27 protein-coding genes are annotated in these 25502 nt (G+C 63.0%); 17 read left to right on the top strand and 10 right to left on the bottom strand.

Features of this window, described 5'->3' with window-relative positions; all coding sequences use genetic code 11:
* Positions 1–2 precede the first annotated feature (2 nt).
* The 6 genes from CSQ95_RS27585 to CSQ95_RS27560 form a co-directional block, all read right to left on the bottom strand.
* Positions 3–872 (bottom strand): alpha/beta hydrolase, encoded by an 870-nt coding sequence (locus CSQ95_RS27585; protein WP_099411816.1) that lies wholly within the window; start codon positions 870–872, stop codon positions 3–5.
* Positions 873–959: 87 nt separating this feature from the next.
* Positions 960–1601, bottom strand: a complete 642-nt coding sequence (locus tag CSQ95_RS27580) for a hypothetical protein (protein WP_099411815.1) — start codon at positions 1599–1601, stop codon at positions 960–962.
* Between the two features lie 106 nt (positions 1602–1707).
* Positions 1708–2034 carry a hypothetical protein gene (locus tag CSQ95_RS27575; RefSeq protein WP_099411814.1) on the bottom strand — a complete coding sequence of 109 codons (327 nt, stop codon included), beginning with the start codon at positions 2032–2034 and terminating at the stop codon, positions 1708–1710.
* A gap of 25 nt (positions 2035–2059) precedes the next feature.
* Positions 2060–2746, bottom strand: coding sequence for a hypothetical protein (locus CSQ95_RS27570; RefSeq protein WP_099411813.1), 687 nt, complete (start codon positions 2744–2746; stop codon positions 2060–2062).
* Positions 2747–2857: 111 nt separating this feature from the next.
* Positions 2858–4528 (bottom strand): DUF6138 family protein, encoded by a 1671-nt coding sequence (locus CSQ95_RS27565; protein ID WP_099411812.1) that lies wholly within the window; start codon positions 4526–4528, stop codon positions 2858–2860.
* 120 nt (positions 4529–4648) lie between these two features.
* Complete coding sequence (locus CSQ95_RS27560) at positions 4649–4966, bottom strand: hypothetical protein (protein WP_099411811.1); 318 nt, start codon at positions 4964–4966, stop codon at positions 4649–4651.
* A gap of 294 nt (positions 4967–5260) precedes the next feature.
* Here CSQ95_RS27560 and CSQ95_RS27555 point away from each other — a divergent pair, with 294 nt between their 5' ends.
* Both CSQ95_RS27555 and CSQ95_RS27550 read left to right on the top strand, forming a co-directional pair.
* Complete coding sequence (locus CSQ95_RS27555) at positions 5261–5518, top strand: DUF1488 family protein (protein ID WP_070218388.1); 258 nt, start codon at positions 5261–5263, stop codon at positions 5516–5518.
* A 306-nt stretch (positions 5519–5824) separates the two neighbouring features.
* Complete coding sequence (locus tag CSQ95_RS27550) at positions 5825–6517, top strand: DUF3334 family protein (RefSeq protein ID WP_070218387.1); 693 nt, start codon at positions 5825–5827, stop codon at positions 6515–6517.
* Between the two features lie 70 nt (positions 6518–6587).
* On the opposite strand, the gene CSQ95_RS27545 is transcribed toward CSQ95_RS27550, so the two are convergent.
* Positions 6588–7034 carry a GNAT family N-acetyltransferase gene (locus CSQ95_RS27545; protein WP_099411810.1) on the bottom strand — a complete coding sequence of 149 codons (447 nt, stop codon included), beginning with the start codon at positions 7032–7034 and terminating at the stop codon, positions 6588–6590.
* A 48-nt stretch (positions 7035–7082) separates the two neighbouring features.
* Positions 7083–7757 carry a hypothetical protein gene (locus CSQ95_RS27540; RefSeq protein ID WP_099411809.1) on the bottom strand — a complete coding sequence of 225 codons (675 nt, stop codon included), beginning with the start codon at positions 7755–7757 and terminating at the stop codon, positions 7083–7085.
* A 444-nt stretch (positions 7758–8201) separates the two neighbouring features.
* On the opposite strand from CSQ95_RS27540, the gene CSQ95_RS27535 reads away from it, so the two are divergent.
* The 6 genes from CSQ95_RS27535 to CSQ95_RS27510 all read left to right on the top strand — a co-directional run bounded on the left by CSQ95_RS27535 (position 8202) and on the right by CSQ95_RS27510 (position 14697).
* Positions 8202–9548, top strand: coding sequence for a sigma-54 dependent transcriptional regulator (locus CSQ95_RS27535; protein ID WP_099411808.1), 1347 nt, complete (start codon positions 8202–8204; stop codon positions 9546–9548).
* 366 nt (positions 9549–9914) lie between these two features.
* Positions 9915–11462 carry a hypothetical protein gene (locus CSQ95_RS27530; RefSeq protein WP_099411807.1) on the top strand — a complete coding sequence of 516 codons (1548 nt, stop codon included), beginning with the start codon at positions 9915–9917 and terminating at the stop codon, positions 11460–11462.
* 58 nt (positions 11463–11520) lie between these two features.
* Entirely contained in the window at positions 11521–11973 is a 453-nt protein-coding gene (locus tag CSQ95_RS27525; RefSeq protein WP_143450114.1) for a hypothetical protein, read from the top strand.
* Positions 11974–12005: 32 nt separating this feature from the next.
* The gene (locus tag CSQ95_RS27520) at positions 12006–12713 is read left to right on the top strand and encodes a C39 family peptidase (protein WP_257218252.1); all 708 of its coding nucleotides are present in this window, start codon (positions 12006–12008) and stop codon (positions 12711–12713) included.
* A 29-nt stretch (positions 12714–12742) separates the two neighbouring features.
* Positions 12743–13246 carry a hypothetical protein gene (locus CSQ95_RS27515; RefSeq protein ID WP_099411804.1) on the top strand — a complete coding sequence of 168 codons (504 nt, stop codon included), beginning with the start codon at positions 12743–12745 and terminating at the stop codon, positions 13244–13246.
* Positions 13247–13410: 164 nt separating this feature from the next.
* Entirely contained in the window at positions 13411–14697 is a 1287-nt protein-coding gene (locus tag CSQ95_RS27510) for a PspA/IM30 family protein (protein ID WP_257218251.1), read from the top strand.
* A gap of 48 nt (positions 14698–14745) precedes the next feature.
* Here CSQ95_RS27510 and CSQ95_RS27505 read toward each other — a convergent pair whose 3' ends face one another.
* The gene (locus CSQ95_RS27505; protein WP_180279190.1) at positions 14746–15294 is read right to left on the bottom strand and encodes a DUF2939 domain-containing protein; all 549 of its coding nucleotides are present in this window, start codon (positions 15292–15294) and stop codon (positions 14746–14748) included.
* A 210-nt stretch (positions 15295–15504) separates the two neighbouring features.
* Between CSQ95_RS27505 and CSQ95_RS27500 the strand changes: the two genes are divergently transcribed.
* The 9 genes from CSQ95_RS27500 (at position 15505) to CSQ95_RS27460 (ending at position 24650) form a co-directional block, all read left to right on the top strand.
* Positions 15505–17103: an ABC-F family ATPase gene (locus tag CSQ95_RS27500; RefSeq protein WP_034756044.1), complete on the top strand. Its 1599-nt coding sequence runs from the start codon at positions 15505–15507 to the stop codon at positions 17101–17103.
* Positions 17104–17338: 235 nt separating this feature from the next.
* On the top strand, positions 17339–18472 hold the full coding sequence (nadA, locus tag CSQ95_RS27495; protein ID WP_034756048.1) for a quinolinate synthase NadA: 1134 nt from the start codon (positions 17339–17341) through the stop codon (positions 18470–18472).
* The gene (nadC, locus tag CSQ95_RS27490; RefSeq protein WP_099411801.1) at positions 18469–19335 is read left to right on the top strand and encodes a carboxylating nicotinate-nucleotide diphosphorylase; all 867 of its coding nucleotides are present in this window, start codon (positions 18469–18471) and stop codon (positions 19333–19335) included. The genes nadA and nadC overlap by 4 nt, the downstream gene beginning before the upstream one ends.
* Positions 19335–20099, top strand: coding sequence for an ABC transporter substrate-binding protein (locus CSQ95_RS27485; RefSeq protein ID WP_099411800.1), 765 nt, complete (start codon positions 19335–19337; stop codon positions 20097–20099). Before nadC ends, CSQ95_RS27485 begins: the two co-directional genes overlap by 1 nt.
* A 161-nt stretch (positions 20100–20260) precedes the next feature.
* Entirely contained in the window at positions 20261–20848 is a 588-nt protein-coding gene (locus tag CSQ95_RS27480) for an RNA polymerase sigma factor (RefSeq protein ID WP_099411799.1), read from the top strand.
* The gene (locus tag CSQ95_RS27475) at positions 20845–21495 is read left to right on the top strand and encodes a zf-HC2 domain-containing protein (protein WP_099411798.1); all 651 of its coding nucleotides are present in this window, start codon (positions 20845–20847) and stop codon (positions 21493–21495) included. Before CSQ95_RS27480 ends, CSQ95_RS27475 begins: the two co-directional genes overlap by 4 nt.
* Positions 21492–22793: a S8 family serine peptidase gene (locus tag CSQ95_RS27470; protein ID WP_257218250.1), complete on the top strand. Its 1302-nt coding sequence runs from the start codon at positions 21492–21494 to the stop codon at positions 22791–22793. Before CSQ95_RS27475 ends, CSQ95_RS27470 begins: the two co-directional genes overlap by 4 nt.
* Positions 22790–23470 (top strand): TorF family putative porin, encoded by a 681-nt coding sequence (locus tag CSQ95_RS27465; RefSeq protein WP_180279189.1) that lies wholly within the window; start codon positions 22790–22792, stop codon positions 23468–23470. The genes CSQ95_RS27470 and CSQ95_RS27465 overlap by 4 nt, the downstream gene beginning before the upstream one ends.
* 100 nt (positions 23471–23570) lie before the next feature.
* Complete coding sequence (locus tag CSQ95_RS27460; protein ID WP_099411796.1) at positions 23571–24650, top strand: TIGR03118 family protein; 1080 nt, start codon at positions 23571–23573, stop codon at positions 24648–24650.
* 45 nt (positions 24651–24695) lie between these two features.
* On the opposite strand, the gene CSQ95_RS27455 is transcribed toward CSQ95_RS27460, so the two are convergent.
* A partial coding sequence (locus CSQ95_RS27455) for a neutral zinc metallopeptidase (RefSeq protein ID WP_099411795.1) occupies positions 24696–25502 on the bottom strand: 807 nt, incomplete at its 5' end.

The following is a 25502-nucleotide window of genomic DNA, read 5'->3' as shown; positions in this document are numbered from 1 at the left end:
GCTTACTGCGGCGCGGCGGCCGGCTTGAACACGGCACGGAAAGCTCGCAAGGCTGCCGGTTGATAGATCGTGCCATGGCTTTCTTCCGGCATCTTTTCCTGGTGCCATTGCAAGCCGGGCGGCGCCTGTTTTGCCAGCACGTCGGCCAGGCGCTGCACTTCGATGGCGATGCCCGCTTCGCTGCTGGATGCCAGGTACAGGCTGTGCTTGCCCGGCTTGCCCTTGGCCAGCAGGGTCGCCGCCTGGCGCGGCAGGGCTCCCTGGTTCCACCACAGGCTGGGGTCGAAGGCCAGGTAGTGGTCGAACAGCTGCGGTTCCAGCAGGTATGTTTCCACCACGAACAGGCCCGCCAGCGATTCGCCGACAATGGCCGTCTCGCCCGTCGTGCGGTAGCGGCGTTTGACTTCCGGCATCAGTTCATCGCGGATGAAGGCCCGGTAGGCTGGCGAACCGCCCACGACGGGCGCGATCTTGCGGTCTGCCGCGCTGTCCGTCGGCCCCGTCAGGTCGCGCCGGCGCTGCGTGTTTTGCATGCCGACCAGCATGAACGGGCGCATCGTGCCGTTGGCTACCGACACCTGCAGCAAGCCGGCCACGTGCAGAAAGTCTTCGGCCACGCCGCCGTCCGGCATGTACAGCACGGGCAGGGGCGCGTCGGGCGGCGTATCCCAGGCGCGCGCCACATACACATTGATGTGGCGCCGTTCCTTCAGCGCCTGCGAGTCGATCGTGAAACTTTCGCCGATGACGAGCGGCGTGGCCGCGCTGGCGGCAGCGTTAGCCGTAGCGGCGGGTGCGGCAGTGGCGAGGTGGACAGAGCTGGACAGCAGCAGGGCGGCGGTGAGGTGCAGTGCAAGGCAAGAGCGGCGCATGTTTTCCCGTGATAAATAAGTTGAATGGATGGCATGTACGCGTATAGACATGCCACCAAGCAATTCTATCTTATCTTTGAGGCAGTCTTACTTGATCGTCAAGAGTTTGCGCTCGCGCACGATCCCCGCCTTGTCGATCGTGTAGGCAACCAGCAGCGCGCCATCCTCGGCGCAGGCGTGGCAGGTGATCAGGGGCGTGGAAAACAGCACGCTCTGGCCGCCATCGGCGGTCGCCGTGCTGCCAATAAAGTCGGCGAGGGCGAACGGGACAGAGTCTGGGTGGGCGGCGGCAAACGCGCGCCAGGCCGGTGTGGCGCGGTCTTCCTCGCGCACGGAGTCCTCGTCGACGTCGATGGCGGCGCCATCGCTGCCGATCAGCAGACTGCCTTCATTCGTGTTGGCGCGGAACGGATAGTTGACGGTGGCCAGCGCCGCCTTGCCCAGCGGGCGCCAGGCCGAGATGAAGCCCGCCTTGTTTGCCTTGACCAGCATCTTGGCGGCGGCGATGGCTTGCGGGCGGGCGCCCGAGCGCTGCATGGTGCGCAGCAGGCAGACGTCGGGCGCCGTGGGCGATTGTTCGCTGCGGCAAGCCGACAAAGAGCGCTCCTGCCACACGACGCGCGCGTCGATGGGGCCCGTCTCCAGGGCATGGGCAGCCTGCATGGCGGCCAGGCCGCCGACGGCAAGGATGGCGCAGCCGGCTACGTGGCGGGAAAATCGTGTGGACATGGGGATGCCTTTCAAGAGCGGAAACAGGAGAGTCTCCGATTATAGGAGGGGGCTGGCGTCCTTGCCCACACGAAACGGCCTTGCTGGCGGGCGGCTTGCGCCTCGTTCAGCGCCTCTTTGCCGCCGCCTGGCGCAGGGCCTTGGCTTCCTGCTTGTTGGGAATGTGCGGGCGCGTGGCCAGCTCCGCCTTGACGGCGGCGATGGCGGCGCCGAACTGCTGTTCGGCCTGCGCCGGGCTGGCGCCCGCATAATCCTGCTGATTCGATTGCGCGGCACGCAGCCGGCGCAGCAGCGCCAGCAATTGCCTGGCGTGCAGGGCAGGCAAGTCTTGCGCCAGTGCTTGCGCGACCACCGCGCCTTCCACATGGTCGGGGTCGATCAAGCGCAGCAAGGCCAGGCCCGCAGGCTGTGGTACCGGTGTCAATTTGTCCATTCAGCCATTCTAAACGAGGTCGGGATTACAGGTATTCCCAGATTTCATCGAAGGTTTCGCGGGCGAAATCGTTGCGCCAGGCTTCCGAGTTCTTTTCGCGGCTGACGGCGAACACGGCGCGCCACGTCTGCTTCGGCGAACTCGTGTAGGTGGCGGCGATCTTTTGCAGACCGGCCTTGCATTGCTCGACCTTGCAGCCGCTCTTCGCCAGTTGCTGGGCGGCAGGCGCCCATGCCACGGGCACCTTGACGACCTGGCATTCGAAGCTGACGGCAGCCGTCTGCATGCCGTTTTCCACCGTCACCGGGGCCGCCTTGGTGGCCTGGCACGCGGCGCCATTCTTGGCGGCGATGACATTGGCGGCCAACTGTTCGGCGGCTGGCGTCACGGCCGCGCGCATGGCGGCAGGGAACAGATCGGCGATCAGCTTGCCGGTTTCCGTCGGGAACTTGGCATCGGCCGCCTTCAGGTCGCTGTACGACGCGTACTCGGCGCTCTGCTTGCCCGCCAGGCGGGTGGGGCGCAGGTAAGCGTTAAGCTTGGCGACGCTCGCTTCATCCTGGTTGACGATGGTCTTGATGTACAGGTTGGCCACGTCGACGGGCGCGAGTTCGACGGCGGTTTCCGCGGCGATGGCGGGCTGGGCCAGCGCCACGGCGGCAAAGGCTGCCGCCAGCAGGGCAGTGCGCGATGTTGTTACTGTTTGGTGCATGTATTTTCTCCACGATTCAATGTCAGGCGCCAAAAAATGCCTTATGGCAACTATGGCGCCCGCATTATAAATGGTGAAAGTCATAATGTTGCGCACAGAAGGTGGCGCACCTCAGGCATCCGCCTTGCTGGCCGCTTCCAGCAAGGCCAGCAGCAGTTCCTTGCGCCGGCCTTGCGCCTTGCGCGCCAGGGTGGCCAGTTTTTCCAGCTTGCCCCAGATGGGATACAGCATGTGCTCGACCAGATAGCCTTCCAGCCCTTGCAGTTGCTGGCAGAACAGTTCCAGTTTCTCCACCTCTTCCAGTTCCGCCTGGATCTTGACCTTTGCGTTGTCCGTGCAAGCGCGCAGGCACGCCGCCAGCACTGGAGCGGAGTCGCGCGTGACGCCATATTGCTCGGCAAAGGCCGCCGTGAACTGGTCCTGCACGGACTGGTGTTCCTCGTCGACGTTGGCCATGTAGTGCTGCACCAGCGGGAAATAGCGCGCATCGAGCAGGCCCAGCCCGAACGTGGCGTAGCTGCCGGGCATGCAATTCTTTTCGCCTTCCGTGTCCGCATAGAATTCGAATTGCTCGATGGCGGCGCGCGCATACGCTTCCAGTTGCGGCTGCAGGGCGGCGTAGGCGAGGGCGTTGGCAAAGAAGCGGTGCGTATCGGATTTCGCCAGTCCCTTGATCGGCAGGTATGCCTTGACCTTGGACTTGAGCTTGATCTGGCAGCTTTTCGGAAAACCGTTGTTCAGCAAACGCGTGATGAAGGCCAGCGCCTGCGCATACGCACCTTCCTCTTCCCGGGCTATCGTGATGCTGATGGTGGCAAACACGTCATTGGCGCGGCATTCCAGCTGCGCGTTTTTCAGGTGGATGGCGTCGGGCGCGAAAGCGCCGCTGCCTTCCTTGAGCATGCGCACGGCCCGCTCGCTGCCCAGTTCGCGCGCGATTTCCAGGAATTTCAGGCCCTTCGACTTGGCGTAGCTCGGTTCATGGCGCAGTATCATGACGGCGCCATATAACAGGAGGTCGATCGGCCGCATGGCCTGCGCATCGAGCGCCACGGTCGCTTTCAAGGCGTATTCGGTGGCGCGGTAAGCGGACTGGGCGCGGTCGTAGTATTGCGGCAGGAACTCGTTTTCCGCCCAGCCGGTGATGGCGCGGATGATATCGTGACGGTGTTCGGCCAGCGTGTCCGGGCTGGCCTTGTTCAAGGCCTGGATGCGTTCGAATTGCGCGATGGTCCAGGCCACGTCGAGTTGCGGGAACAGTTGCTTGTCGAGCAGGTGGCGCGTGAGGAAGAAGGTTTCCAGCTTTTCCGTCGGATCGGTGCCGTGCGTGAGCTTGCGGTCGACATATGCGTGTATGCGTTCGAGCAATAGTTGCCGTTTATTGTCATTCACGTATTCCAGCAAGGTCAGGTGCAGCTTGCGCTGCGCCGTCTGGAATTTGCCGCGGAACGTGAAGCGGTAATCGATCATCGGCGTGTCCACCAGCGGCGCCAGCCGCGCTTGCACCAGCGCCGTCAGCTGCGGCGCGATCAGGTCGCGCACTTGCGCATCATCAAGACGGGCCGGCGTTCTGGAGCGCTCATCGTCGTCGTAACCGAAGTCGAAATCGTCAGCCGTCGTGCGGCCCGGTTTGTAGTCGAGCAGGAAATCGTTGAAGATGCCCACTTGCATGCCTGTCCGGTCGAGGGACGACTGCAGATCGGTGCGCTGCAGGCGCTCGTCAAACCACGCATTGATGGCAGCCATCATTTCTGCCGTTGCCAGTTCTTGAAGTGTGCTCATCTATTTCGCTTTCTCATGCCATGCACGCGACAAAGCCAACGCATGGCGTCACGAGCAATCTTTAATATAAATCATTATTTTAAGTGCTGGGGCCTGGCCGCAACAAGGGCCGCACGGCTGTCAGGAGGGGGCGGTGAGGAAGCGCGGGTCGATTTCGTCGGACTGCGGGCCCACGGTGATCGTGGTGTGCCAGCCCGATGGCTTGTCATTGCCATCAAACAAGGCGATGCGCGTGTGGATGAACAGGACCGAATACACGCCGGATTTCATGTCGCGGTTCAAGTCCCAGTGCATGAGTTCGATCGCTTCGCCCATGCGCGGCAGATGGGCACCCGGCGGCAGCAGAATGTTCTGGTTGATGAATTCCCGGCTGGGGCCCGGTTCCTTGTGGCGCGGATCGATGTGGCGGAACGAGACGCTGGTAACGATGTTGCTCATGCATGGCTCCTGCCTGGTGATGTACCTGACGACAATAGCACAGGGGGAGGGCCGGGACGTGCGCCGCACGGCCCCAAGGCAGGCACGCGGTTGAATATGTACGGTAACAGACGGTAGTTGACGAGCCATCGCGCTACGCTTGCTTGTTATTGATCATTGAGATTGCCGTACACGTCATGATGCATTTATTCCTAGCAGAAAACCGCGCCGAGCTTGAGCGTCATTGTTCGGCGATTCCGTCAGTCAGATGGTGCCGGGGGCCAGCGGAACATACGCACAGCGGGATGCCAGCCCATGCCCTATGAAATCCTGCGCGACAGCATCGCGCTCGAGCCGGCGGGCGATGCCATTCGCTTCCATTTGTCCGTCTTCGGGGCGGAAAAGACCTGCCGCATCACCGTGACGGCCTTGCACAGCCTGGACCAGGAGCAGGGCGGCAACTTGCTGGACATCTTCGACAGCCACCGCCTGCGCATCGGCCAGCGCGCCTTCGCTTACCTGAGCCGCGATCTGCTGGTCAGCAGCGTGGTCTTGCGCGCACTTGATTTTTAGTTACTATTTCTTCTGCCTGCACCCGTGTCCTGGCCAGCTATGGTATTTCCGCACAGATCGTCAAGTAAATGCAGGTATGGCTGGACGGAAATGTTACATCTCGGTATTCTGCGCATCTGATACTTATTTCTATACAGAAAAAGGTAAGAGGGCGGTTCGGGCCGGCGGCATCGCGGCGCGCACTGCCACGCAAGGTCAGGCATGCAAAGGTGAAGTCGTCCGCTTGCTGAGCGAAACGGTCATGTTTCGGCTCGCGGCGGGCAGGGAACAGTGCTGTCATCTTTAAAATAGTAGGAGAGGTTGCTCATGGATGCAGAAAAGGATGTTGTGTACGGTACAGAAGATTTGTTGATGAGTTTGTGCAACTCGGTGGTTCGGGTGCTCAACGTGGCAACACAAAGCAAGGTCAATTATTCGGGCATGGTGCAGCGCATCACCAAGACGGGCCTCAAGCCCGACATCGGCTGCTTCGTGATGTTCGATGGCGGTTTCACGGGCCTGGTGGTGCTCAATTTCGCCGCCGATACGGCGATGGAAATCTACGAGCGCTACATGTTGCACATGGGTATGCCGAAGTCGGAGCTGGCCAGCTTCTACACGTCGGACGAAGTGTCGAACATCATGGGCGAACTGATGAACCAGATTGTCGGCGACTTCACGGGCAAGGTGCGGCGCGAGCTGCAAACGAACATCACCCAGAGCCAGCCGAAGATGCTGGTGCTGAACAAGCAAGTGATGCTCAGCGTCGATACGCCGCTGGACCGCCCGGAAATGCGCCGCGTCACTTTCTATACGGAAAAGAATAATATTTTCTATCTGGAACTGGCGATCGACCGTACCGAGTTCATCAAGCTGCACGATTTCGATTCGCGCGAAATCGACGCCGATTCGCTGATGGATAGCGAGTATGCGAACCGCGAACGCGACGCCGCCCCGGCGCCTGCAGCGGAACCGGAAGACGACGACAACGCCGACCTGCTCAAATCGCTGGGCATGTAAGCAGCGGTATCGGAGAGCAGCTGGCGGCCGGTTTGCCGCCGGCCGCTGCCGTTGACAGCCTACAGGGAGCCTACAGGGTCTTGCTCATGAAGACCCGGCTCGTCCCTTCGGGACTGCAGGCGATGTCGCCGAAGCGGCGCCAGCCGCGGCGCTCGTAAAATTCGGGCGCCTGGAAACTGATGGTGTACAGCACCGCCGAGGCGCAGCCGCGCCGGCGGCCTTCCTCTTCGAACTGCGCCAGTACCTGGCTGCCCAGTCCCAGCCCCCGCAAGGCGGCGGGCAAATAAAACAAATCGAGAAACAGCAGGCCCAGCGAGGTCCGGCCCATGGCGCCGCCCAGCACGCGCTGGCTGTCGCGGTCGCGCACGACCACGCTCAACACCTGTCTGTCCTGGTATCCCGTGATCGCATCGTTATAGGCGTTCAATCCGTCGAGGATGGTTTGCTCGACCTCCGCATCGATCGTGGCGCTGACGGAAATGGTGTACGGCAAGGCGTGGTGCTGGTTGGCGGGCATGGCGGGCAGGAAAATAGTCGATAACTGTATAAATATACAGTATTTCGACTATTTTTGCCCGGCTTGTTGCGGCAACGTTAATGTTTCCATGCGGCGCATGCCCACCATGCCGCTGTGCTGGCTGTCATCGAGCGACCAGTATTCGAGCGCATACGCATAGCTGCCATCGATGATGGTCAGCGATTCCTTCTGGCGGCCGTTGGGCGCCTTGTAATACAGGCGCCGCGCGGGCCGGCCATCGACCGTGTGCCTGAACGCCTGCGGGCTGAGGGAGGCCCGCTTGCCCGCCTTGCCCGCCATCGACATTGCCGTGATCGTCACGTAAGCGCGGTCCGGACAGCGGGCCAGCAGGTGGGCGCCGCTCAGGACGGTCGCTTGCGCTGGCTCAAGCGGAAAGCCGAACGGTTGCACGCCGACGATATCCTGGCAATCCATCTGCTGCGCCAGGGCCGTCAGCGGGGCCGGGTCGAGCGCGCTGGTCCAGTGTTTTTCGGCCGCTTGCGCCTGTCCCAGCGCCCAGCGACGCTCCAGCTCGGCGAGCGAGATGTCGCTGGGCACGGGCAGCGGCGCGGGAGCGTCGGGATCGGCGGCGCTGGACGTTTCCGCCTGCATGCGCGAGCCGACAGCGTGGCTGCGCTCGGCTTGCTCAAGCGGGCCGGCAGCCAGGGCCGTGTTGGCGAGGCAGGCGGCGATGGCCAGCGTAAAAACATGTTTGGTCAGCATGGGGATCTCGTGGAGGCGCATCTTCCTTGATCAAAAAGATGTCGAACGGCTGAGCCGCACCTTGGATGATTATGGAAAACGCTGTGTGGCAGAAAATACAAACTCGCCATAAAAAAAAGTATTTTTTAGTACCACAGTGATATACATCAATAAGATTGTCACACATATACACAAATCTCGCTACCCTGCCTGAGGGCTGTTCCATTTCGCATGTTGCGCCAGCCCTTACCTTAAGTCATTGATTGTTAAGGCTTCCATTCACTGCAGATAGGTGGCGGTGATGGTGTCCATCCGCGCCAGTCTGCTCTTCGGCTTTTATTATTTTGGAAAGCAAGACAGGCTGGACAGAGTGCGACAGCTTATCCGGCTGCCTGCAGGGCAGCTCTGCTTGCGGGACGCGATGGTGCGATGTTTTCTGATGCTCACAGTCCATTCGGAGGCTGGATGTTGAAACGACAGTTATTGTGCATCGATTTGAGTGGCAACGGTTCGCTGCATGAGGCAGGCATGCAGCAGTTTGGCGTGGCGTGGGAAGGCTGGCAAGTCTGCACCGTGACGGGCCTGGCGGCCGCGGCACGTGCGCTGCGCACGCACACCTTTCCCGTTGGGGTACTGATTTCTTCATCCGATGGGCTGGGAGAAATCGACAGTTTCCTGCATCAGCACTGGGATATGCAATGGGTGGGCATTTTTCCGCCACGCGCCCTGCAGACGGCCGCATGCCGGCGCCTGGTCCGCGAACATTGCCATGATTACCACACTTTGCCTGTCGACCTGCTGCGGCTGCGGCATACCCTGGGCCATGCGTATGGCTACGCCACTTTGCGCGAGATGCCGGAAGCGCCGCTGTGCGCGCTGGAACAGCCGGGCATGTCGCTCAAGGGCAGCGGCATCGCCATTAGCCGTTTGCGGCGCCAGATCCTCAAGGTCGCCGCTGCCAGCGCGCCGGTGCTGATCTGGGGCGAGTCGGGCAGCGGCAAGGAACTGGCAGCGCAAGCCATACACTGCCATTCGGCGCGGGCGGCAGGCCCCTTCGTGCCCATCAACTGTGGCGCGATTCCAGCCGGCCTGGCGCAATCCGAGCTGTTCGGCCATGAACGGGGCGCCTTCACGGGAGCCACGCGCGACAAGCGGGGCTTGATCGAGTCGGCAGCCGGCGGCACGGTATTTCTTGACGAGATAGGCGACTTGCCGCTCTCCTTGCAAACCAATTTGCTGCGCTTCCTGCAGGAAAAAACAATTTACCGGGTCGGCGCCACGCACAGCACTGCCGTGGACGCGCGCGTCATTGCTGCCTCGCATGTGAATTTGCTGGAGGCAGTACAGCAGGGGACGTTCCGCGAGGATTTGTACTACCGGCTCAACGTGCTGGCGCTCGATGTTCCTCCTTTGCGCGAGCGGAAGGAAGACTTGATGTTGCTGGCAAACCATTTTTTTGCCACCTATGTGTCGGAGCGGGCGCCGCTGGTACGCGGCTTCAGCCACGCCGCCGTCGAGGCGATCTGCAACCATAGCTGGCCGGGCAATGTGCGCGAATTGATCAACCGGGTGCGGCGCGCCATGGTGATGGCGGAAGGCAGGGCGATCCTGCCGCAGGACCTGGGCTTGTCGCTTGCGGACGCGCCAGGCGCCGATGTCGAACTCGGCAGTATTCGCTGGCGCGCGGACCGTGACGCCGTGCAGGCCTGCCTGGCCAGTGCCGGCAGCAATATCAGCAAGGCCGCACGCGACCTGGGCGTGTCCCGCATGACGCTGTACCGGCTGATCAAAAAGCTCAATATTGAATGTTGAACCTGGCGCATCAGGGGCGCGTTTCCGCCCTGCGTGCGCAGCGACGCAGCGGAAGGGTGTAACAGGATTGAGTCAGCGGCAGGATGGGTAGGCCACCTTGCAAGTGCTTGATTCAGTGTAGATATTTCTGTGGTTGCAAGCGGGGGCAGCAAAGCGGGTGGCGCAGGGCTGCGACAGTTTTCTGTTTTTTGTTTGCCAAGTTTCCAAGGGGAATGCCATGCAAGCCGACGATCATGGAATAAGACGTTGCAATTCAATGGCTTGGCCAAGTTCTTTATTGCTGGCACCAAATTTGCTGTGAAGCTGTGGACCCGACGCTTCAGTCTGGTGCCAGCATCCTGATTAACTTTTAAAGAGGAAACTGCAATGAAAAAAACTCTCATCGCGGCAGCGGTAGCGCTGGCCTTCGGTTTCAGCGCCCATGCCCAGAACAATGGCACGACCAAGGTCGACAATGTCACGGGTGTCAATACCCAGACGGCGAGCAATGCCACGACGCAGTCCGGTGCCGGGCCCGGGGCAAACGCGCATTCCACCGCCACGCAAGACAATAATTCAGACCAGAATAACGACAAGAGCACGGGGCAAAACAACAGCAGCGGTGACGCGAATGCCACCGCGTTGGGCTCATCCGCGGCAAACAATGGCGGCACCAGCAGCAATAGCGTGGCAAATGCCTTCAACACCTCGACGGCGACGGCAGCGAGCACCCTGAGTGGCGCGGTGTCGGGCAACACGGTGAATAACATCGGCAATGTCGCCACCAATAACGGCAATACCAGCGGTGGCGCAGGCAAGGGTGGCATAGGAGGCAGTGCGCAGGGGGGCAATGCCTACGGCAAGGGCGGCTCAGGCGGCGCGGCGGCCGGTGGCGACGGCGCATCGGGCGCGCAAGGGGGGAACGCCAGGAATGGCAGTGCCATCAATGGCGCTGCGACGGTGGGCGACAGCACGGCCGGGGCAGGTGGCGCGGGTGGACTGGCCAAGAATGCCAGCAGCGGGGATGCCGGTGTGGGCGGCAAGGGCGGCGCAGGTGGCCGTGGCGCGGCCGGCGGTGATATCTATGGCGGCAACGGCGGAAAGGGCGGCCTGGCAGGCGATGCCAGTGGCGGCGCTGGTGGCAATACTGGCCGCACGACAGGCGGTAGCGGCGGTGATGGCGGCAAAGCCATCGGCGGTCCAGGTGGCGACGGTGGCTACAGCCGCAGCGCCGCTGGCGGCTCTGGCGGCAGCGGCAGCGCCAGTAGCGTGGCCAGGAATGCGGGTGGCGGCGTATCCACCTCCGGCGGTGGCACTGCGACGGGCGGTGCCGGTGGTGCCGGTGGCACCAATACGGCCGGTGCCGGGGCCGCAGGCGGGGCTGGCGCCTCCGGTGCTGGCGGCGCTGGCGCCGCCTTGACGAGTATGGGCGGCGCCGGGGCCGCGGCAACTGGTGGTACCGGCGGTGCAGGTGGCGCCGGTGCGGGTGGCACCAGCACTGGCGGCAACGGTGCCACTGGTGCCGCGGGCGGAAATGGCGGCAGCAGCGGGATGGCGCAAAACACGGGTGGCGCCGGCGCTACTGGCGGCGCTTCGAGCAATGGCAACGCAAGCAATGGCTCGCCCTCGAACGGCAGCGCCATTGCCGGTGCTGGCGGCGCTGGCGGTGCCGGTGGCGGCAGCAATAGCGGCGGCGCCGCCGGTAACGGTGGCACCAACACGGGCGGCGCGGCAACCGGCGGTACCGGCGCTGGCGGCACGGGCGGTGCCGGCGGTGCGGTGGCTGTCAATGCAGGCGCCTTCGATATGTCCAACACCATGAGCGGTACCGCGCAGTCGGCGGCAGGCTTGCTTGTCATCAGCCAGAACAGCGGCATTTCTTCGCTGATACAGCAAAGTGTGACGGTGCAGGCCAATCTGGCAGTGGGACACTAGGCGAGCCGCTTAGTGTCAGGCTCCGCCGTGGCAATGTCGCGGCGGAGCATCGCAAGTCATGAACAAGGGGATGAGCATGCGCCTTTTTTTTCATTCGATATGCTGTGCCAGCCTGGCCTGTCTTGCCACAGGTGCCATGGCTGCACAGGAAGCAATGGCGCTGCCCTTGCTTGCCGGGCCAGAGTTGAGTCTGCCGATTATTACTGCATCGCCAACTTCGCTGACCGCGCTGATGCCGCTGAAGGCGGATGGTGCCTTTGCCGGGGGCCTTGGCCGGGCCGCTGGCGAATACGCGCTGGACCAGGCGCGTGGCGGCACCGAGACGATTACCAATGAAGCGCGCCTGAGCGGCTTTGTCACCGGAAACTCTGCCAGCTACGTCAGCACGGGGGCCAACACGATCGATGGCGCCGCGTTTGCCAACGCCTCCGGCATCCCGATCGTCATTCAGAATTCGGGAGCCAATGTGTTGATCCAGAACGCCACCATCATCAATTTGCAGTTGCGCTAGGCATGGCCACGCCTGGCTCACTCGCGCTGCTCATGCTGTGTCTGCCTTTGCTTGGCGGCCTGGCATCTCCAAGCGCGGGCGCAGCCGATATCGGCGCGTTCGGCGCCCGCTTCGAGGTGCCGCTGGTCAGCATGCGCGAGGCGCGTTTCCAGCGTACCTTGCACCAGCAATACGATTTCAGTTGTGGCTCCGCCGCGGTGGCCACGCTGCTGACCCATCACTATGCCGATCCAGTGACGGAAGAGTTTGTTTTTGAGGAAATGTATAAGCAAGGTGATCAGCAAAAGATACGCAAGGAGGGATTTTCCTTGCTCGATATCAAGCGTTTTCTTGCAACCCGTGGCTTTCTGGCCGACGGGTTTCAGTTGCCGCTGGATAAGTTGGCTGAGGCGGGCTTTCCCGCCATCGTGCTGGTGGCCGAAAAAGGCTACCGGCATTTTGTCGTGGTCAAGGGGCTGAGCCAGAGCCGCGTGCTGATCGGCGATCCTGCCGGCGGCACGCGCGCCATGCCGCGTGCCGGTTTCGAGACGATCTGGCAGGGCCATTTGCTGTTTGTGATCCATGGACGCGCGACGACGGCCGCACCGGGTCCCGCCGCGACCGACGTGGCAACGCAGGCGGCCCGCTTCAACGATGCGGATGACTGGCGTGCGGCGCCGCAAGCGCCACTGGGACAGGCGATCAGCCGCAGCGGCCTCGATCAGCTCACCATGCCGAAGAATGACGGTGGAAATTTCTAATGGCGGGAAAACGCCACGCTGGAGGATGTATGTACAAGAAAGAGCGGTTGATTGCGGCCAGTCTGGCGTGTCTGCTTGTTGCCGTGCAGAATGCCGGCGCCGAGCCGCCGGCGGCGGGATGGACGGCGGTCAGCGAGGAAACGCTGGAGCAGGCACGGGGCGGCTTCGACGTGCCAGGCGGCTTGAGCCTGTCTTTCGGGATAGAGCGCCTGGTCAGCATCAATGGTAACGTGGTGTCCAGCGTGGCGTTCACGATTGCCGACGTGGCGCACCTGAGCGTCGAGGAAGCGAGCCTGGCGCATACGGCAATCGCGTCGATGAATGTCTTGCAGAACGGCGCCGGCAATGTATTTTCGCCAGGCCCGATGGCGCAAACGATGGCGACCACCGTGATCCAGAACAGCTTGAATGACCAGGTCTTGCGTACCCAGACGATCGTCAATAGCAGCGTGAACAGTCTTCAATTGCTGAAGCTGGCGAACTTCCAGGACACCTTGCAAAATGCGCTGGGCACGGTGGCAGGTCCCAAATAGGGTTTTCAGCAAGCCGCCTGGATTCGCCGGGCGGCATCGTGCAGTAGCACCGGGCCGTTGCTGTCGTGCTGCCAGGGCTGGCTACTGATAGGCAGGGCTTGTCATCGGGAGAGACTATGCGGCATCTTTACTTATTGCGATCTGGTACGGCGGGTGTATCGGCTATGTTGCTGTGTGCCGCCGTTCAGGCCCAGCAAGCACCCGGCGCCGGCCAGGACGATCTGGCGGCGCAGCTGGAAAGCCTGAAAGCGCAACTGGCCGAACAGCGGCACCTGCTGGAGGCGTTGCGTGCATCGATGCATGAGCAGCAGCGCCGCATCGATGTGCTGCAGGGCGCAGAACCTCTCGACAACAGCCGCCTGGCCAGGCAGCGGGGCACGGGTTTGCGCAGTGTCTATCTGACGCTGGCGGAGGTCCAGGACGTCGGGTCCGCTCCGCAGGTGCCGCCGCCAGCGCCGCAGCCGGTGGGACAGGCGCCCAGCCCGCCCGTCCGGCCGCCCGAAGTGGCGCCGCTGTTCGAGCAGCCCGGGGTGCTGACGCCCAAGGGGGCATACGTGCTGGAACCCTCGATGCAATTCGGTTACTCTTCAAGCAACAGGGTCGCCCTGGTCGGTTACACCATTATTCCCGCCTTGCTGATCGGCCTGATCGATGTGCGCGAGGTCAAGCGCAATACCCTGACCGGTGCGCTGGCCGTGCGTACCGGCCTGAGCAACCGCCTGGAGGTTGAAGCCAGGGTGCCGTATGTCTATCGCTCGGATGCCACCGTCAGCCGCGAACTGTTTACCGGCACGGCCTCGGAGCGGGTGTTCGACACCAGCGGGCGCGCCCTGGGCGATATCGAGGTGGCCGCCCGTTACCAACTGAACAATGGCGGCGCCGACAAGCCATATTATGTGGCCGGCCTGCGCTTCAAGTCGCGCACCGGACGCGATCCCTTCCAGGTCGTCACGGACTGTACGCAGCGCTGCGTGGGCGAGAATGCGACAGGCACGGGCTTGCCGCTGGACTTGCCCACCGGCTCCGGTTTCTATTCCCTGCAGCCCAGCCTGACCTGGCTGTTTCCCTCCGATCCCGCCGTATTCTTTGGCAGCATCAGCTACCTGCACAGCTTCAAGCGCACTGACGTCAGCCGCCTGGTGCTCAATGGCGTGCGCGAACCGCTGGGCACCATCGAACCGGGGAAAATTTTCGGCGTGAATTTTGGCATCGGCCTGGCGCTGAATGAAAAGGCGTCGCTCAGTCTGGGCTACGATCACAGCAGCGTTGGACGCACGCGTCAAAATGGCGTGACCGTGCCCGGCTCCGTGCGCACCCAGCTCGGCACCTTGCTGATGGGTTTTTCGTATCGCCTTGGCAAGGACAGGACCTTGAACGTGTCGGTGGGCGCCGGTCTGACGCGCGATACGCCCGATGTGTCCATCTCGGTCAGGCTGCCGATGACCTTTTGATTGCGGGCGGCGGGCAAGGCAGCCCGGCAGGCTGCCGCTCGCTCGCCGCTAGCGGCCAGCCATCGCCGACGCAATCTCGATCGAACTCAGCTTCCAGTCCCACACGCCATGGCGCTGCAGGACCAGTGCGCCGTCCTGCGCATTGCCGTCTTGTGCGCGCACGACGAAGGTGTTCAGGCCGGCATAGCCTGCGGAATACGCGGCTTTTTTCCGGGCGCCATCGGCGGGCGCGTCCGCGTCGCCTGCGGCTCCCGCTTGCGGGCTGACGGCGCTCTTGTTGACCAGCGCGACGACACCTGCGGGCGAGACCATGGCATCGACCATCTTGCCCAGCATGGCGCCGGCGATCGACTGGCCCAGCGCGGCCAGCGGGTTATCGCTGCCGGCGGTCGCCGCGATGCTGCGCGCCATGCTCGCTTCGAGCTGGGTCTTGACGCTGGCGCGCAGGGCGGGGAAGTCCACGTGTTCGGCCAGGGCGTCGGCATTGCGCTCGGCCAGGGCGGTCTTGATCTGGTGCAAGGTGTAATACGGCGCAGCGTAGGCGGTGGCGGCGACGGCAATGACGGCCAGGGCCGCGGCGACGGTGATTTTTTTCAAGTGAAGCCTGTGATATGGAGGGGTGGAAACGGATGCCCCGCAGCGTATCCGTTAAATTAAAATACGGCAATCATATTTTCTTGCCATTATTTCTCCGCATGTGCTCCGGTCGCCCTCGGCGGACCGCTATAGAGTGATGAGGGTGGGTGCTGTATAATGGGAGAAAAGTATTTAACTAGCTGTTTTAACTGAATAAAGACCCAATATCACATGCTATCTACAGCAAATATTACGATGCAGTTTGGCGCCAAGCCATTGTTTGAGAATATCTCCGTCAAGTTCGGCGACGGCAACCGCTATGGCTTGATCGGTGCCAACGGCTGCGGCAAGTCGACGTTCATGAAAATCCTGGGCGGCGACCTGGACCCGTCGGGCGGCAACGTCATGCTCGACACCAACGAGCGCCTGGGCAAGCTGCGCCAGGACCAGTTCGCGTTTGAAGACATGCGCGTGCTCGACGTGGTCATGATGGGCCACACGGAAATGTGGGCCGCCATCCAGCAACGCGACGCCATCTACGCGAACCCGGAAGCGACGGACGACGACTACATGCAGGCGGCTGAGCTGGAAGGCAAAGTGTCCGAATACGACGGCTACACGGCCGAATCGCGCGCCGGCGAACTGCTGCTGGGCGCCGGTGTCGCCATTGACCTGCATCAAGGTCCGATGAGCAATGTCTCGCCAGGCTGGAAGCTGCGCGTGCTGCTGGCGCAGGCGCTGTTCTCGAATCCGGACATCCTGCTGCTCGACGAGCCGACGAATAACCTGGACATCAACACGATTCGCTGGCTGGAAGACGTGCTCAACGAGCGCAACTCCACCATGATCATCATTTCCCATGATCGCCACTTCCTGAACCAGGTGTGCACCCACGTGGCCGACATGGATTACGGCACCCTGAAGATTTATCCGGGCAACTACGACGAATACATGTTCGCCTCGACCCAGGCGCGCAACCAGCAGCTGGCCAACAACGCGAAAGCGAAAGACAAGGTTGCGGAACTGCAGGAATTCGTGCGCCGCTTCGCCGCGAATAAATCGAAGGCCCGCCAGGCGACCTCGCGCGCCAAGCAGATCGAAAAGATCAAGGTCGACGACATCAAGCCATCGTCGCGCGCCTATCCGTTCGTGCGCTTCGACGGCGAAAAGAAATTGCACCGTCTGGCCGTGGAAGTCGAGAACATCTCGAAAGGTTTTGACCGCCAGCTGTTCAAGAACTTCAGCATCATGGTTGAAGCGGGCGAACGCATCGCCATCATCGGCGCCAACGGCGCCGGCAAGACCACCATGCTGCGCTGCATCGCGGGCGACATCGCCGGCCTGCAGCCGGACCAGGGCCGCGTGAAGTGGGCGGAAAACGCCAACGTCGGCTACATGCCGCAAGACCCGACGGAAGATTTCGCCAAGGACACGAACCTGACCGACTGGATCGGCCAGTGGACGAAAGAGGGCGACGACGACCAGGCCGTGCGTTCCATCCTGGGCCGCTTGCTGTTCGGCGGCGACGATGTGAAAAAGGCCGTCAAGGTACTGTCCGGTGGTGAAAAGGGCCGCATGATGTACGGCAAGCTGATGCTGGGCCGCCACAACGTGCTGATGCTCGATGAACCGACCAACCACATGGACATGGAATCGATCGAATCGCTGAACATCGCGCTGGAAAAATACGCGGGCACCCTGATCTTCGTGTCGCATGACCGCGAATTTGTTTCCTCGCTGGCCAACCGCATCATCGAAATCAAGGAAGATGAAGTGGTCGATTACCGCGGCAATTACGAGGATTACCTCAAGAGCCAGGGTATCGATTAATTTGTACGCTAACGTTGGGTCGGATTACGCGCTGTGCGCTAATCCGACCTACGTCAGGGTGAGTTCCCCGGGTTGGTCGCGTAGGTCGGATTAGCGGGGCCGCCGAGGCGTAGCGTAATCCGACATTACAAGGCAAACCACCGAGCACCACACCGACGCGCCGCGGTTCATTCGTTCCGGCGCACCTGCTTCATTGCAATCGTGCCGGTCTATCCCGTTTTTGTTTGACACAGCCATGCAAACTTTAGCCATCAAATCCGTCGAGTACGAACATCCACAAGACGGAGCCAGCTGCACTGCCCACGCCTGGGCACGCACGCCAGCGACGCCGTCCCCGGCCGAAAAAGCCGAACTGATCACGCGCATCAAGCGCCTGCTGATCGAGCGCGAAGCCGTGCTCGTTGCCCACTATTACGTAGATGCCGACCTGCAAGACCTGGCCGAAGCCACGGGCGGCTGCGTCTCCGACTCGCTGGAAATGGCCCGCTTCGGGCGCGACCATCCGGCCAAGACCCTGGTCGTGGCCGGCGTGCGCTTCATGGGTGAAACGGCGAAAATCCTCAGTCCCGAAAAAACCGTCCTGATGCCCGACCTCGACGCCACTTGCTCGCTCGACCTCGGCTGCCCGGTCGATGAATTCACGGCCTTCTGCGACGCGCATCCGGACCGTACGGTCGTCGTCTACGCCAACACCAGCGCGGCCGTCAAGGCGCGCGCGGACTGGATGGTGACGTCGTCGATCGGCCTCGACATCGTTGCCCACCTGCATGCGCAGGGCAAGAAAATCCTGTGGGCGCCGGACAAGCACCTGGGTTCCTATATCCAGAAGCAGACGGGCGCCGACATGCTGCTGTGGCAAGGTTCCTGCCTCGTGCACGACGAATTCAAGGGCATCGAACTCGATTTGCTCAAGGAAGAGTATCCGCAAGCCAAGGTGCTCGTGCATCCGGAGTCGCCCGCCAACGTGGTGGCCCTGGCCGACATGGTGGGCTCGACGTCGCAAATGATTGCGGCAGCGCAAACCATGGACACGGACACTTTTATTGTCGCCACCGACAACGGCATCCTGCACAAGATGCGCGCGGCCGCGCCAGGTAAACGCTTCATCGAAGCACCCACGGCCGGCAACAGCGCCACCTGTAAAAGCTGCGCGCATTGCCCGTGGATGGCCATGAACGGCTTGCTGAATCTGGCGCAAACGCTGGAAAACATGCACAACGAAATCCACGTCGATCCCGCCGTCGGCCAGCTGGCCGTGCGTTCGATCAATCGCATGCTCGACTTCGCCGCCGCCAAGAAGGCAGGCCTCAAGCCGGGCGCGGACCTGGCAAAAGAAACCACATTGTTCCAAGGAATCGGTCCAGCATGAGTACCCTCGTTAATTCTTTCGCCCCCTTCGATCCCGCCCTGGCGCGCGCCTTCGAAGGCAATCTGCTGGCCGCCTTGCTGGAAGACGTGGGCCAGTGCGACCTGACGGGCGAGCTGGTGCCGCCCGACCACATCGTCACGGCCCGTGTCATCGTGCGCGAAGCGGCCGTGCTGTGCGGCGCGCCATGGTTCGAAGGCATCATGAAAAGCCTGGACCGCAGCATCGACATCGTTTGGCATTATGCCGAAGGCGACATGATGACGGCCGACAGCGTCGTCTGCACGATTGAAGCGCCGGCGCGCGCCTTGCTCACGGCCGAGCGCAGCGCCCTCAATTTCCTGCAGCTGCTGTCGGCCGTCGCCACGGCCACGCGCCAGTATGTCGACGTGGTGGCCGGCACGAAAGCTTCCATCCTGGACACGCGCAAGACCTTGCCGGGCCTGCGCCTGGCGCAAAAGTATGCGGTGCGGGTCGGCGGCGGCAAGAACCAGCGCCTGGCCTTGTATGACGGCATCCTGATCAAGGAAAACCATATCGCGGCGGCAGGCGGCGTCAGCCAAGCCCTGGAAAACGCGCGCAACCTCGACGCGGGCGTGCCCGTGCAGATCGAGGTGGAAACCCTGGCGCAATTGCAGGAAGCCTTGGACGCGGGCGCCGTCTCCGTCTTGCTCGATAATTTCAGCAACGACATGATGCGCGAGGCCGTGGCCCTCACCAACGGCCGCGCCTTGCTCGAAGCGTCGGGCGGCATTAACTTCGACACCGTGCGCGCCATCGCCGAAACGGGCGTGGACCGCATCTCGATCGGCAGCCTGACGAAGGACGTGCGGGCCACCGATTACTCTTTGCGCATCGTCGGCTGATGAGAAGAGCGGGGCGGCGCCTGCTGGCCTTGGCGCTGCTGTGGCCGGCGTTTGCCGTGCCTTTGCCGGCGCCGGCGCGCGAGCTGCTGGCCGTGGGTGCGCAGTTCGAGCGCGTGTTCGAATATCAGGACAGCGGCGAATACGGCGGCCTGGGCGCGGAACTGCTGCGCGTGATGGCGGCGCGCACGGGTAACACCGTGCGTTTTCGCATGGTGCCGTGGGCGCGCGCGCAAGCCATGCTGGTGCAGGGCCAGGCCGATATCCTCATCGGTCCCTACAAGACGCCCGAGCGCATCGCCAGCATGGCGTTTTCCGACAAGCCGTTCTACCAGGACCAGATGGTCTTTTATACGCGCCAGGACGCCAGTTTCGGCTGGGATGGCGATTACGCGGCGCTGAAGAACCGCAGGGTGGTGCTGCTCAATGGCTGGGCCTATGGCGCGGACTGGGAGCGCGTGCGGCCCGGCCTGCAGGTCAGCGTGGCCAACAATGTGGAAAATGGCTTGAAGATGCTGGTGCACAGCCACGTTGACGTGTTCATCAGCAACCGCCGCAATACCGACCCCGTCATCGCCCGTCTCGGCTATGGCCGCCAGGTGAAACCGCTGCCCAGAATCATCGAACTGCAAAACGGCTATTTTGCCTATCCACGCTCACCCGCTTTCGACAGGCTGCGGCTGCAGTTCGACCAGGAACTGAATAACCTGATCGAGACGGGCGAATTGAAACGACTGGGCAAGCGCTACGACGTCGGCACGCCCTGATGCGGCATCCCTGGCTTTCCTCAAGGCGCCCGCCGCCCCCATAGAATATTGTTACCCTGATAAGGCCTCTGCGCGCTACCATGGATTGCCGTGCATTTTTTGCGCGGCTTAGAACCATTGGTCTGCCGTAAGGTATTTACAGGCAACAAAGGAGATTGTCCATGCGGGAGGGACACGGGGAGGACGCGTGCGCAACCGCTGCCAACCTGGAAGAGGCGCAGCTGCTCGGCCGTGTCGTGGCCGGGGACAGGCGCGCCTTCGAGGCGCTGTACCGTGCCTACTTCCCCCGTCTGACCCGGTTTCTGGGTCGGATGACGCGCAGCGCGCCATTGATCGAGGAAATCGTCAACGACACCATGCTGGTGGTATGGCAAACAGCGCAGCGCTATGATGGGAGTTGCAAGGTGTCGACCTGGATCTTCGCGATTGCCTACCGCAAGGCATTGAAAGGTTTCCGCAGCTGCGACGAACCATTGGAGTCCGACATGGAGTTGTATCCGGGTGGCCCGGAGCTGGAGCCGGAGTACGAACTTAGCCAGCGGCAATTGGGATGTGCCCTGTCGGCGGCGATAGGCGCATTGCCGCTGCCGCAGCGCATTGTGGTGCTGCTGACCTATTATCACGACATGGGCTATAACGATATCGCCGCGATCATCGGCTGCCCGGTCAACACGGTCAAGACGCGCATGTTCCACGCGCGGCGCAAGTTGCAGGAGCTGCTCGAGCGGGCGCGGGAGGACTACGAATGAACGGACGCATCGTCAAGCCGGACGAGCCTGCACATCAGGCCGCGCGCGCGCTGTTGCCATGGCTTGCGACTGGGCAATTGCCAGCGCGCGATGCACGCATGCTCGAGCAGCACCTGTCCACATGCAATCTGTGCCAGGGTGAGCTGGAGATCGAGCGCCAGCTGCTGGCGGCGACCCGCGCCGAAGCGGATGAGGACCTGCCGCCTGCGCAATGCGATGTCGAGCGGGCGCTGGCGCAACTATTGCCACGACTGCCCAGGCAAGTGGCCCGGGAGCGGCCTGCGCCACGGTGGCGCTGGCCGGCCTTCCATCGCCTGGCCTGGATGCCCTGGGCGCTGGCACTGCAGTTCATCGCCATCCTTGGCCTGGTTCTCCTGGTGGCCAGGCCCACCTTTGATCAGGGCGCTTATCGCGGCCTGGGCGGCGCGGCCGGCGCCGGCAACTTGGTTGTCCTTTTCAAGCCTGATACAGCAGAGAAAGAGTTGCGCCGCATCCTGCAAGCGAATGACGCGCGTCTGGTCGATGGCCCGACCGTGACCGACGCCTATCTGCTCAATGTGCCGGAACCGGCGCGTGCCTTGACCCGTCTGCGCGCCGAGCCGGCGGTTGTGCTGGCCGAAACGCTGGATGGGGGAGGTCCGCCGTGATCCTGCCGCGCCAGACCATGCCTGCGCTTGCCTTGCTGGCACTGCTTGCCGGCAGCGCGCCGGCCCACGACGCCCCAGCACTTGATGATGCCGTGGCATCCGTTCCCGGTGGAAATGGCGCCGTGCCGCCGCGCCAATTGCTGGTCATGCTGCGCCTGCCCGCCCCGCACTACCGTCCGGACGCCAGTTACGGCGGGCGCTACATCGACGATGGCGGCCGCAGCGCGCGCCGCCGCATTACCGAGGACCTGGCGCGGCGCCACGGCCTGAAACTGGTCGCCGACTGGCCGATGCCGGCGCTGGGTCTCGATTGCTACCTGTTGGAATACGGGGAGGGAGAGCAGCCACAGCGCCTTGCCGACCTGTTGTCGCGCGATGCGCGCGTGGAATGGGCCCAGCCGGTCGGGCTTTTTTCCGGCATGGGGGATGTCGATCCGCTGTATCCGGTGCAGCCCGGCGCCCGCTATTGGCATGTGGACGCGCTGCACCGCACGGCCACCGGACGCGACGTGACGGTCGCCGTGGTCGACAGCGGCATCGACAGCAGGCATCCGGACCTGGCCGGGCAGGTGGCGCTCACGGAAAATTTTGTCGATGGCAGCCCTTACGCGGCGGAGGCGCACGGCACCGCAGTCGCTGGCATCATCGCGGCGCGCGACGGCAATGGCGGCATGCTCGGCGTTGCGCCGGGTGCGCGGCTGATGGGTTTGCGTGCCTGCTGGCAGCAGCTGGACCACAGCACACGCTGCAACAGCTTTACCTTGGGCAAAGCGCTCAACTTTGCCATCGTGCACCAGGCAAAAATTATCAACCTGAGCCTGTCCGGACCGTCCGACCGCCTGCTGGAAAGCCTGCTCGATGCCGCCCTGGCGCGCGGCATCAGTATTGTCGGCGCGCTCGATCCCCATGGTGGGGCGCGGGCTTTTCCCGCCTCGCACGCAGGTGTGATTGCGGTCGCGCAACAGGACCACGCGCACCCGGTCGCTGCGCCGCCTGATGCGCCGCAGCATGCCGTTCGGCTGGCGCCCGGACGCGACATTCCCACGAGCATCCCTGGCGGCGGTTGGCGCTTCGTGTCCGGCAACTCGTATGCGGCGGCGCATGTCACTGGCTTGCTGGCCTTGCTGGCCGAATTGCGGCCCGGCGCCATGCCAGCGCAACTGGAGAGTTTGCTCATGCCGGAAACGCGCTTGAATGCTACTATCGACGCCTGTGCCACCATCGCGCGCGCCGCTGGCGCGTGTCCCTGCTCATGCGCAACAGCCTCCGCTATCCTGCCTGCCGGCCCGGGTCCGTGATTGCCACTGCCACTGCCGGTGCCGTGCTGCTGCTGTGCGCCGGCGCTGCCGCCGCCCAGGTTGGCGGCAACATCGCGCTGCTCTCCGATTACCGCTTTCGCGGCGTTTCGATGAGCGATGGGCACCCCGTGCCGCAGCTCACCTTGAATTATGACGACCCGGACAGCTGGTACTGGGGCGTGCAAGCTTCGGGCGCCAGCCTGCACGAACGGGGCGGCACCCAGCTGATTGCCTATGCGGGCATGGCACGGCGCCTGGCGTCCGGCTGGAGCTGGGAAGCGGGCGCCAGCAGGTCGGTGCTGACCCGCGATCACGGCAGCGACTATGGAGAATGGTATGCCGGACTTGCTGCCGAACGCATTGGCGTTAGACTCTATTTCGCGCCCCATTATTTTGGACGCGACATGCGCACCTTGTACGCCGAAATAAACGGATTGCATCCCTTGCAACACGGGTTCAAGCTGGTGGCCCACATCGGTGTGCTGCGCCCGCTGTCGCACCCTGGCATGGAGTCGGCCAGTATGCGCCGCGACGGCAGCATCGGCCTGGCAGCGGCACTGGGCGACTGGAATGCGCAACTGGCCTGGGTGGCCAGCTCAGGCGGTGCGCCGCGCTCGGTCTATTACGTGGAAGCGGCGTCGCGGGCAGTGGTACTCAGCGCTGCCTATTCTTTCTGAATGGCAAATTGGCATTTTTTTCGCGGAGGCGAAACCTTTCAGGCGTGCGCGGGTATCAACGGGCAGCGACATTTTTCCCACCACGCCGAAAGGAAGCGCCATGAATACGCACCATGTCAGCAGGATAGCCTGCGCCTGCATCGCCGCGTCGCTGTTTGCCTGCGGCGGCGGTCACGATGACGGCAGGAACCACATGCCGCCCAGCAGCAGTGCCTATGCGGCCACCAGCCTCGTGTCGGACACGACAGCCTTGCCCGCCGCGCACACGGACGCCAACCTTGTCAACGCCTGGGGCGTGGCCTTCAATCCGCGCGGCTTCGTCTGGGTGACCGATAACGGCACGGCGAAGTCCACCTTGTACGATGGCAACGGCGTGCCGCAGTCGCTGGTGGTCAGCACGCCGGCAGGGCCCACGGGCATCGTATTTAACGGCACGCAGGATTTCAAGCTGAGCCAGAACGGCGTGACGGCGCCCAGCCCCTTCATCTTTGCCAGCGAAAGCGGGACTATTTCCGCCTGGTCGCCCACGGTCAGCCCCACGACGGCCCTGGTCGTGTTCGACGGCAGCGCGGGCGGCAGTGTCTACAAGGGCCTGGCTATTTCGCGCTATGCGGGCGCCAATTACCTGTATGCGGCCGATTTCCACAACGGGCGCGTCGACGTCTTCGATGCCGGCTTCGCCAGGGTCGCCCTGCCTGGCGCATTCGGCGACCCCGCCTTGCCGGCTGGCTATGCGCCGTTCGGCATCCAGGCCATTGGCGAGCGCATCTATGTCGCCTACGCGAAGCGGGAAGCCAGCGGCGACGATGAAGAGGCCGGCGCCGGCCTCGGTATCGTGAACGTGTATGACACGGGCGGCACACTGATCAAGCGGCTGGTGAGCGGCGGCGCCCTGAATGCGCCATGGGGCATGGCGCTGGCGCCCGCCGGTTTCGGCACGGCCAGCAATATGTTGTTGATAGGGAATTTTGGCGATGGCAAGATCAATGCCTATGACCCCGACACGGGTACCGCCGCTGGCGTGCTGCGCAAGACGGATGGCACGCCTCTGGCGATCGATGGCTTGTGGGGCATCGCCTTCGGCAATGGCCTCAACAGCCAGCCCGTCAATACGCTGTTCTATGCGGCCGGGCCGGATGACGAGACGCATGGGCAATACGGGCGTATCGATTTGAAGTAGAAGCAACGTCCCCGTGCGCGCGCAGGGCGGCACGGGGGGCGATCTTTACAGCTGGCGCGCCTCGAACGTATTGCACTGGGCAATCTGGCCGCTCTCGATGCCCTTGCTGAACCAGCGCACGCGCTGCTCTGAGGTGCCGTGCGTAAATGAGTCCGGCACGACATGGCCTTGCGACTGGCGCTGCAGCGCATCGTCGCCAATGGCCGTGGCCGCTTTCAGGGCCGCTTCCACGTCGCCCTGCTCCAGGATCTTGCGGTCGGCGTTCGCGTGAAATGCCCACACGCCGGCAAAGCAGTCGGCCTGCAATTCCAGGCGCACGGACATGGCGTTGGCCTGGCGTTCGGAGGCCGTGCGGCGCGCATTGTCGACCTTTTCGGACAAGCCCATCAGGTTCTGCACGTGGTGGCCCACTTCATGAGCGATCACGTAGGCCTCGGCAAACTCGCCCGAGACCTTGAAGCGCTGCTGCATCAGATTGAAGAAATCGAGGTCCAGATAGACTTTCTGGTCGCCGGGGCAATAGAACGGCCCGCTGGCGCTCTGGCCCGTGCCGCACGCCGTCGGGATGCTGCCGGAAAACAGCACCAGCTTGGGTTTTACATAGCTGCCGCCTTCGGCCTTGAACAGGGCGCCCCAGGTGTCTTCCGTATCGGCCAGCACGGTTTTCACGAAGCGGGCCATCTCGTCCGATTCGGGCGGCTGGCGCGCCGGGGCCTGGCTTTGCTGGGTGCTGACCTGGCCGCCACCGCCGCTGAGCAGGTTGAGCAGGGTCAGGGGATTGACGCCCAGCACATACGAGCCGACGAGGGCGATGACGATGGTGCCGATGCCGATCGAGCGCCCGCCAAAACC

Source organism: Janthinobacterium sp. BJB304 (genome assembly GCF_002735765.1).
GTDB lineage: Bacteria > Pseudomonadota > Gammaproteobacteria > Burkholderiales > Burkholderiaceae_D > Janthinobacterium.
The sequence above is the reverse complement of the archived record's forward strand: the minus strand, read 5'-3'. Positions and strand labels throughout refer to the sequence as shown.

Bases quoted from the DNA above. Each gene is read 5' to 3' on its own strand.
- CSQ95_RS27545 (WP_099411810.1), bottom strand. From the start codon at position 7,034: ATGCCCGCCAACCAGCACCACGCCTTGCCGTACACCATTTCCGTCAGC.
- CSQ95_RS27550 (WP_070218387.1), top strand. From the start codon at position 5,825: ATGGATGCAGAAAAGGATGTTGTGTACGGTACAGAAGATTTGTTGATG.
- CSQ95_RS27485 (WP_099411800.1), top strand. From the start codon at position 19,335: ATGAGAAGAGCGGGGCGGCGCCTGCTGGCCTTGGCGCTGCTGTGGCCG.
- CSQ95_RS27500 (WP_034756044.1), top strand. From the start codon at position 15,505: ATGCTATCTACAGCAAATATTACGATGCAGTTTGGCGCCAAGCCATTG.
- CSQ95_RS27475 (WP_099411798.1), top strand. From the start codon at position 20,845: ATGAACGGACGCATCGTCAAGCCGGACGAGCCTGCACATCAGGCCGCG.
- CSQ95_RS27510 (WP_257218251.1), top strand. From the start codon at position 13,411: ATGTTGCTGTGTGCCGCCGTTCAGGCCCAGCAAGCACCCGGCGCCGGC.
- nadC (WP_099411801.1), top strand. From the start codon at position 18,469: ATGAGTACCCTCGTTAATTCTTTCGCCCCCTTCGATCCCGCCCTGGCG.
- CSQ95_RS27530 (WP_099411807.1), top strand. From the start codon at position 9,915: ATGAAAAAAACTCTCATCGCGGCAGCGGTAGCGCTGGCCTTCGGTTTC.
- CSQ95_RS27535 (WP_099411808.1), top strand. From the start codon at position 8,202: ATGTTGAAACGACAGTTATTGTGCATCGATTTGAGTGGCAACGGTTCG.
- CSQ95_RS27525 (WP_143450114.1), top strand. From the start codon at position 11,521: ATGAACAAGGGGATGAGCATGCGCCTTTTTTTTCATTCGATATGCTGT.
- CSQ95_RS27515 (WP_099411804.1), top strand. From the start codon at position 12,743: ATGTACAAGAAAGAGCGGTTGATTGCGGCCAGTCTGGCGTGTCTGCTT.
- CSQ95_RS27480 (WP_099411799.1), top strand. From the start codon at position 20,261: ATGCGGGAGGGACACGGGGAGGACGCGTGCGCAACCGCTGCCAACCTG.
- CSQ95_RS27520 (WP_257218252.1), top strand. From the start codon at position 12,006: ATGCTGTGTCTGCCTTTGCTTGGCGGCCTGGCATCTCCAAGCGCGGGC.
- CSQ95_RS27580 (WP_099411815.1), bottom strand. From the start codon at position 1,601: ATGTCCACACGATTTTCCCGCCACGTAGCCGGCTGCGCCATCCTTGCC.
- CSQ95_RS27560 (WP_099411811.1), bottom strand. From the start codon at position 4,966: ATGAGCAACATCGTTACCAGCGTCTCGTTCCGCCACATCGATCCGCGC.
- CSQ95_RS27565 (WP_099411812.1), bottom strand. From the start codon at position 4,528: ATGAGCACACTTCAAGAACTGGCAACGGCAGAAATGATGGCTGCCATC.
- CSQ95_RS27555 (WP_070218388.1), top strand. From the start codon at position 5,261: ATGCCCTATGAAATCCTGCGCGACAGCATCGCGCTCGAGCCGGCGGGC.
- CSQ95_RS27540 (WP_099411809.1), bottom strand. From the start codon at position 7,757: ATGCTGACCAAACATGTTTTTACGCTGGCCATCGCCGCCTGCCTCGCC.
- CSQ95_RS27460 (WP_099411796.1), top strand. From the start codon at position 23,571: ATGAATACGCACCATGTCAGCAGGATAGCCTGCGCCTGCATCGCCGCG.
- CSQ95_RS27570 (WP_099411813.1), bottom strand. From the start codon at position 2,746: ATGCACCAAACAGTAACAACATCGCGCACTGCCCTGCTGGCGGCAGCC.
- nadA (WP_034756048.1), top strand. From the start codon at position 17,339: ATGCAAACTTTAGCCATCAAATCCGTCGAGTACGAACATCCACAAGAC.
- CSQ95_RS27575 (WP_099411814.1), bottom strand. From the start codon at position 2,034: ATGGACAAATTGACACCGGTACCACAGCCTGCGGGCCTGGCCTTGCTG.
- CSQ95_RS27585 (WP_099411816.1), bottom strand. From the start codon at position 872: ATGCGCCGCTCTTGCCTTGCACTGCACCTCACCGCCGCCCTGCTGCTG.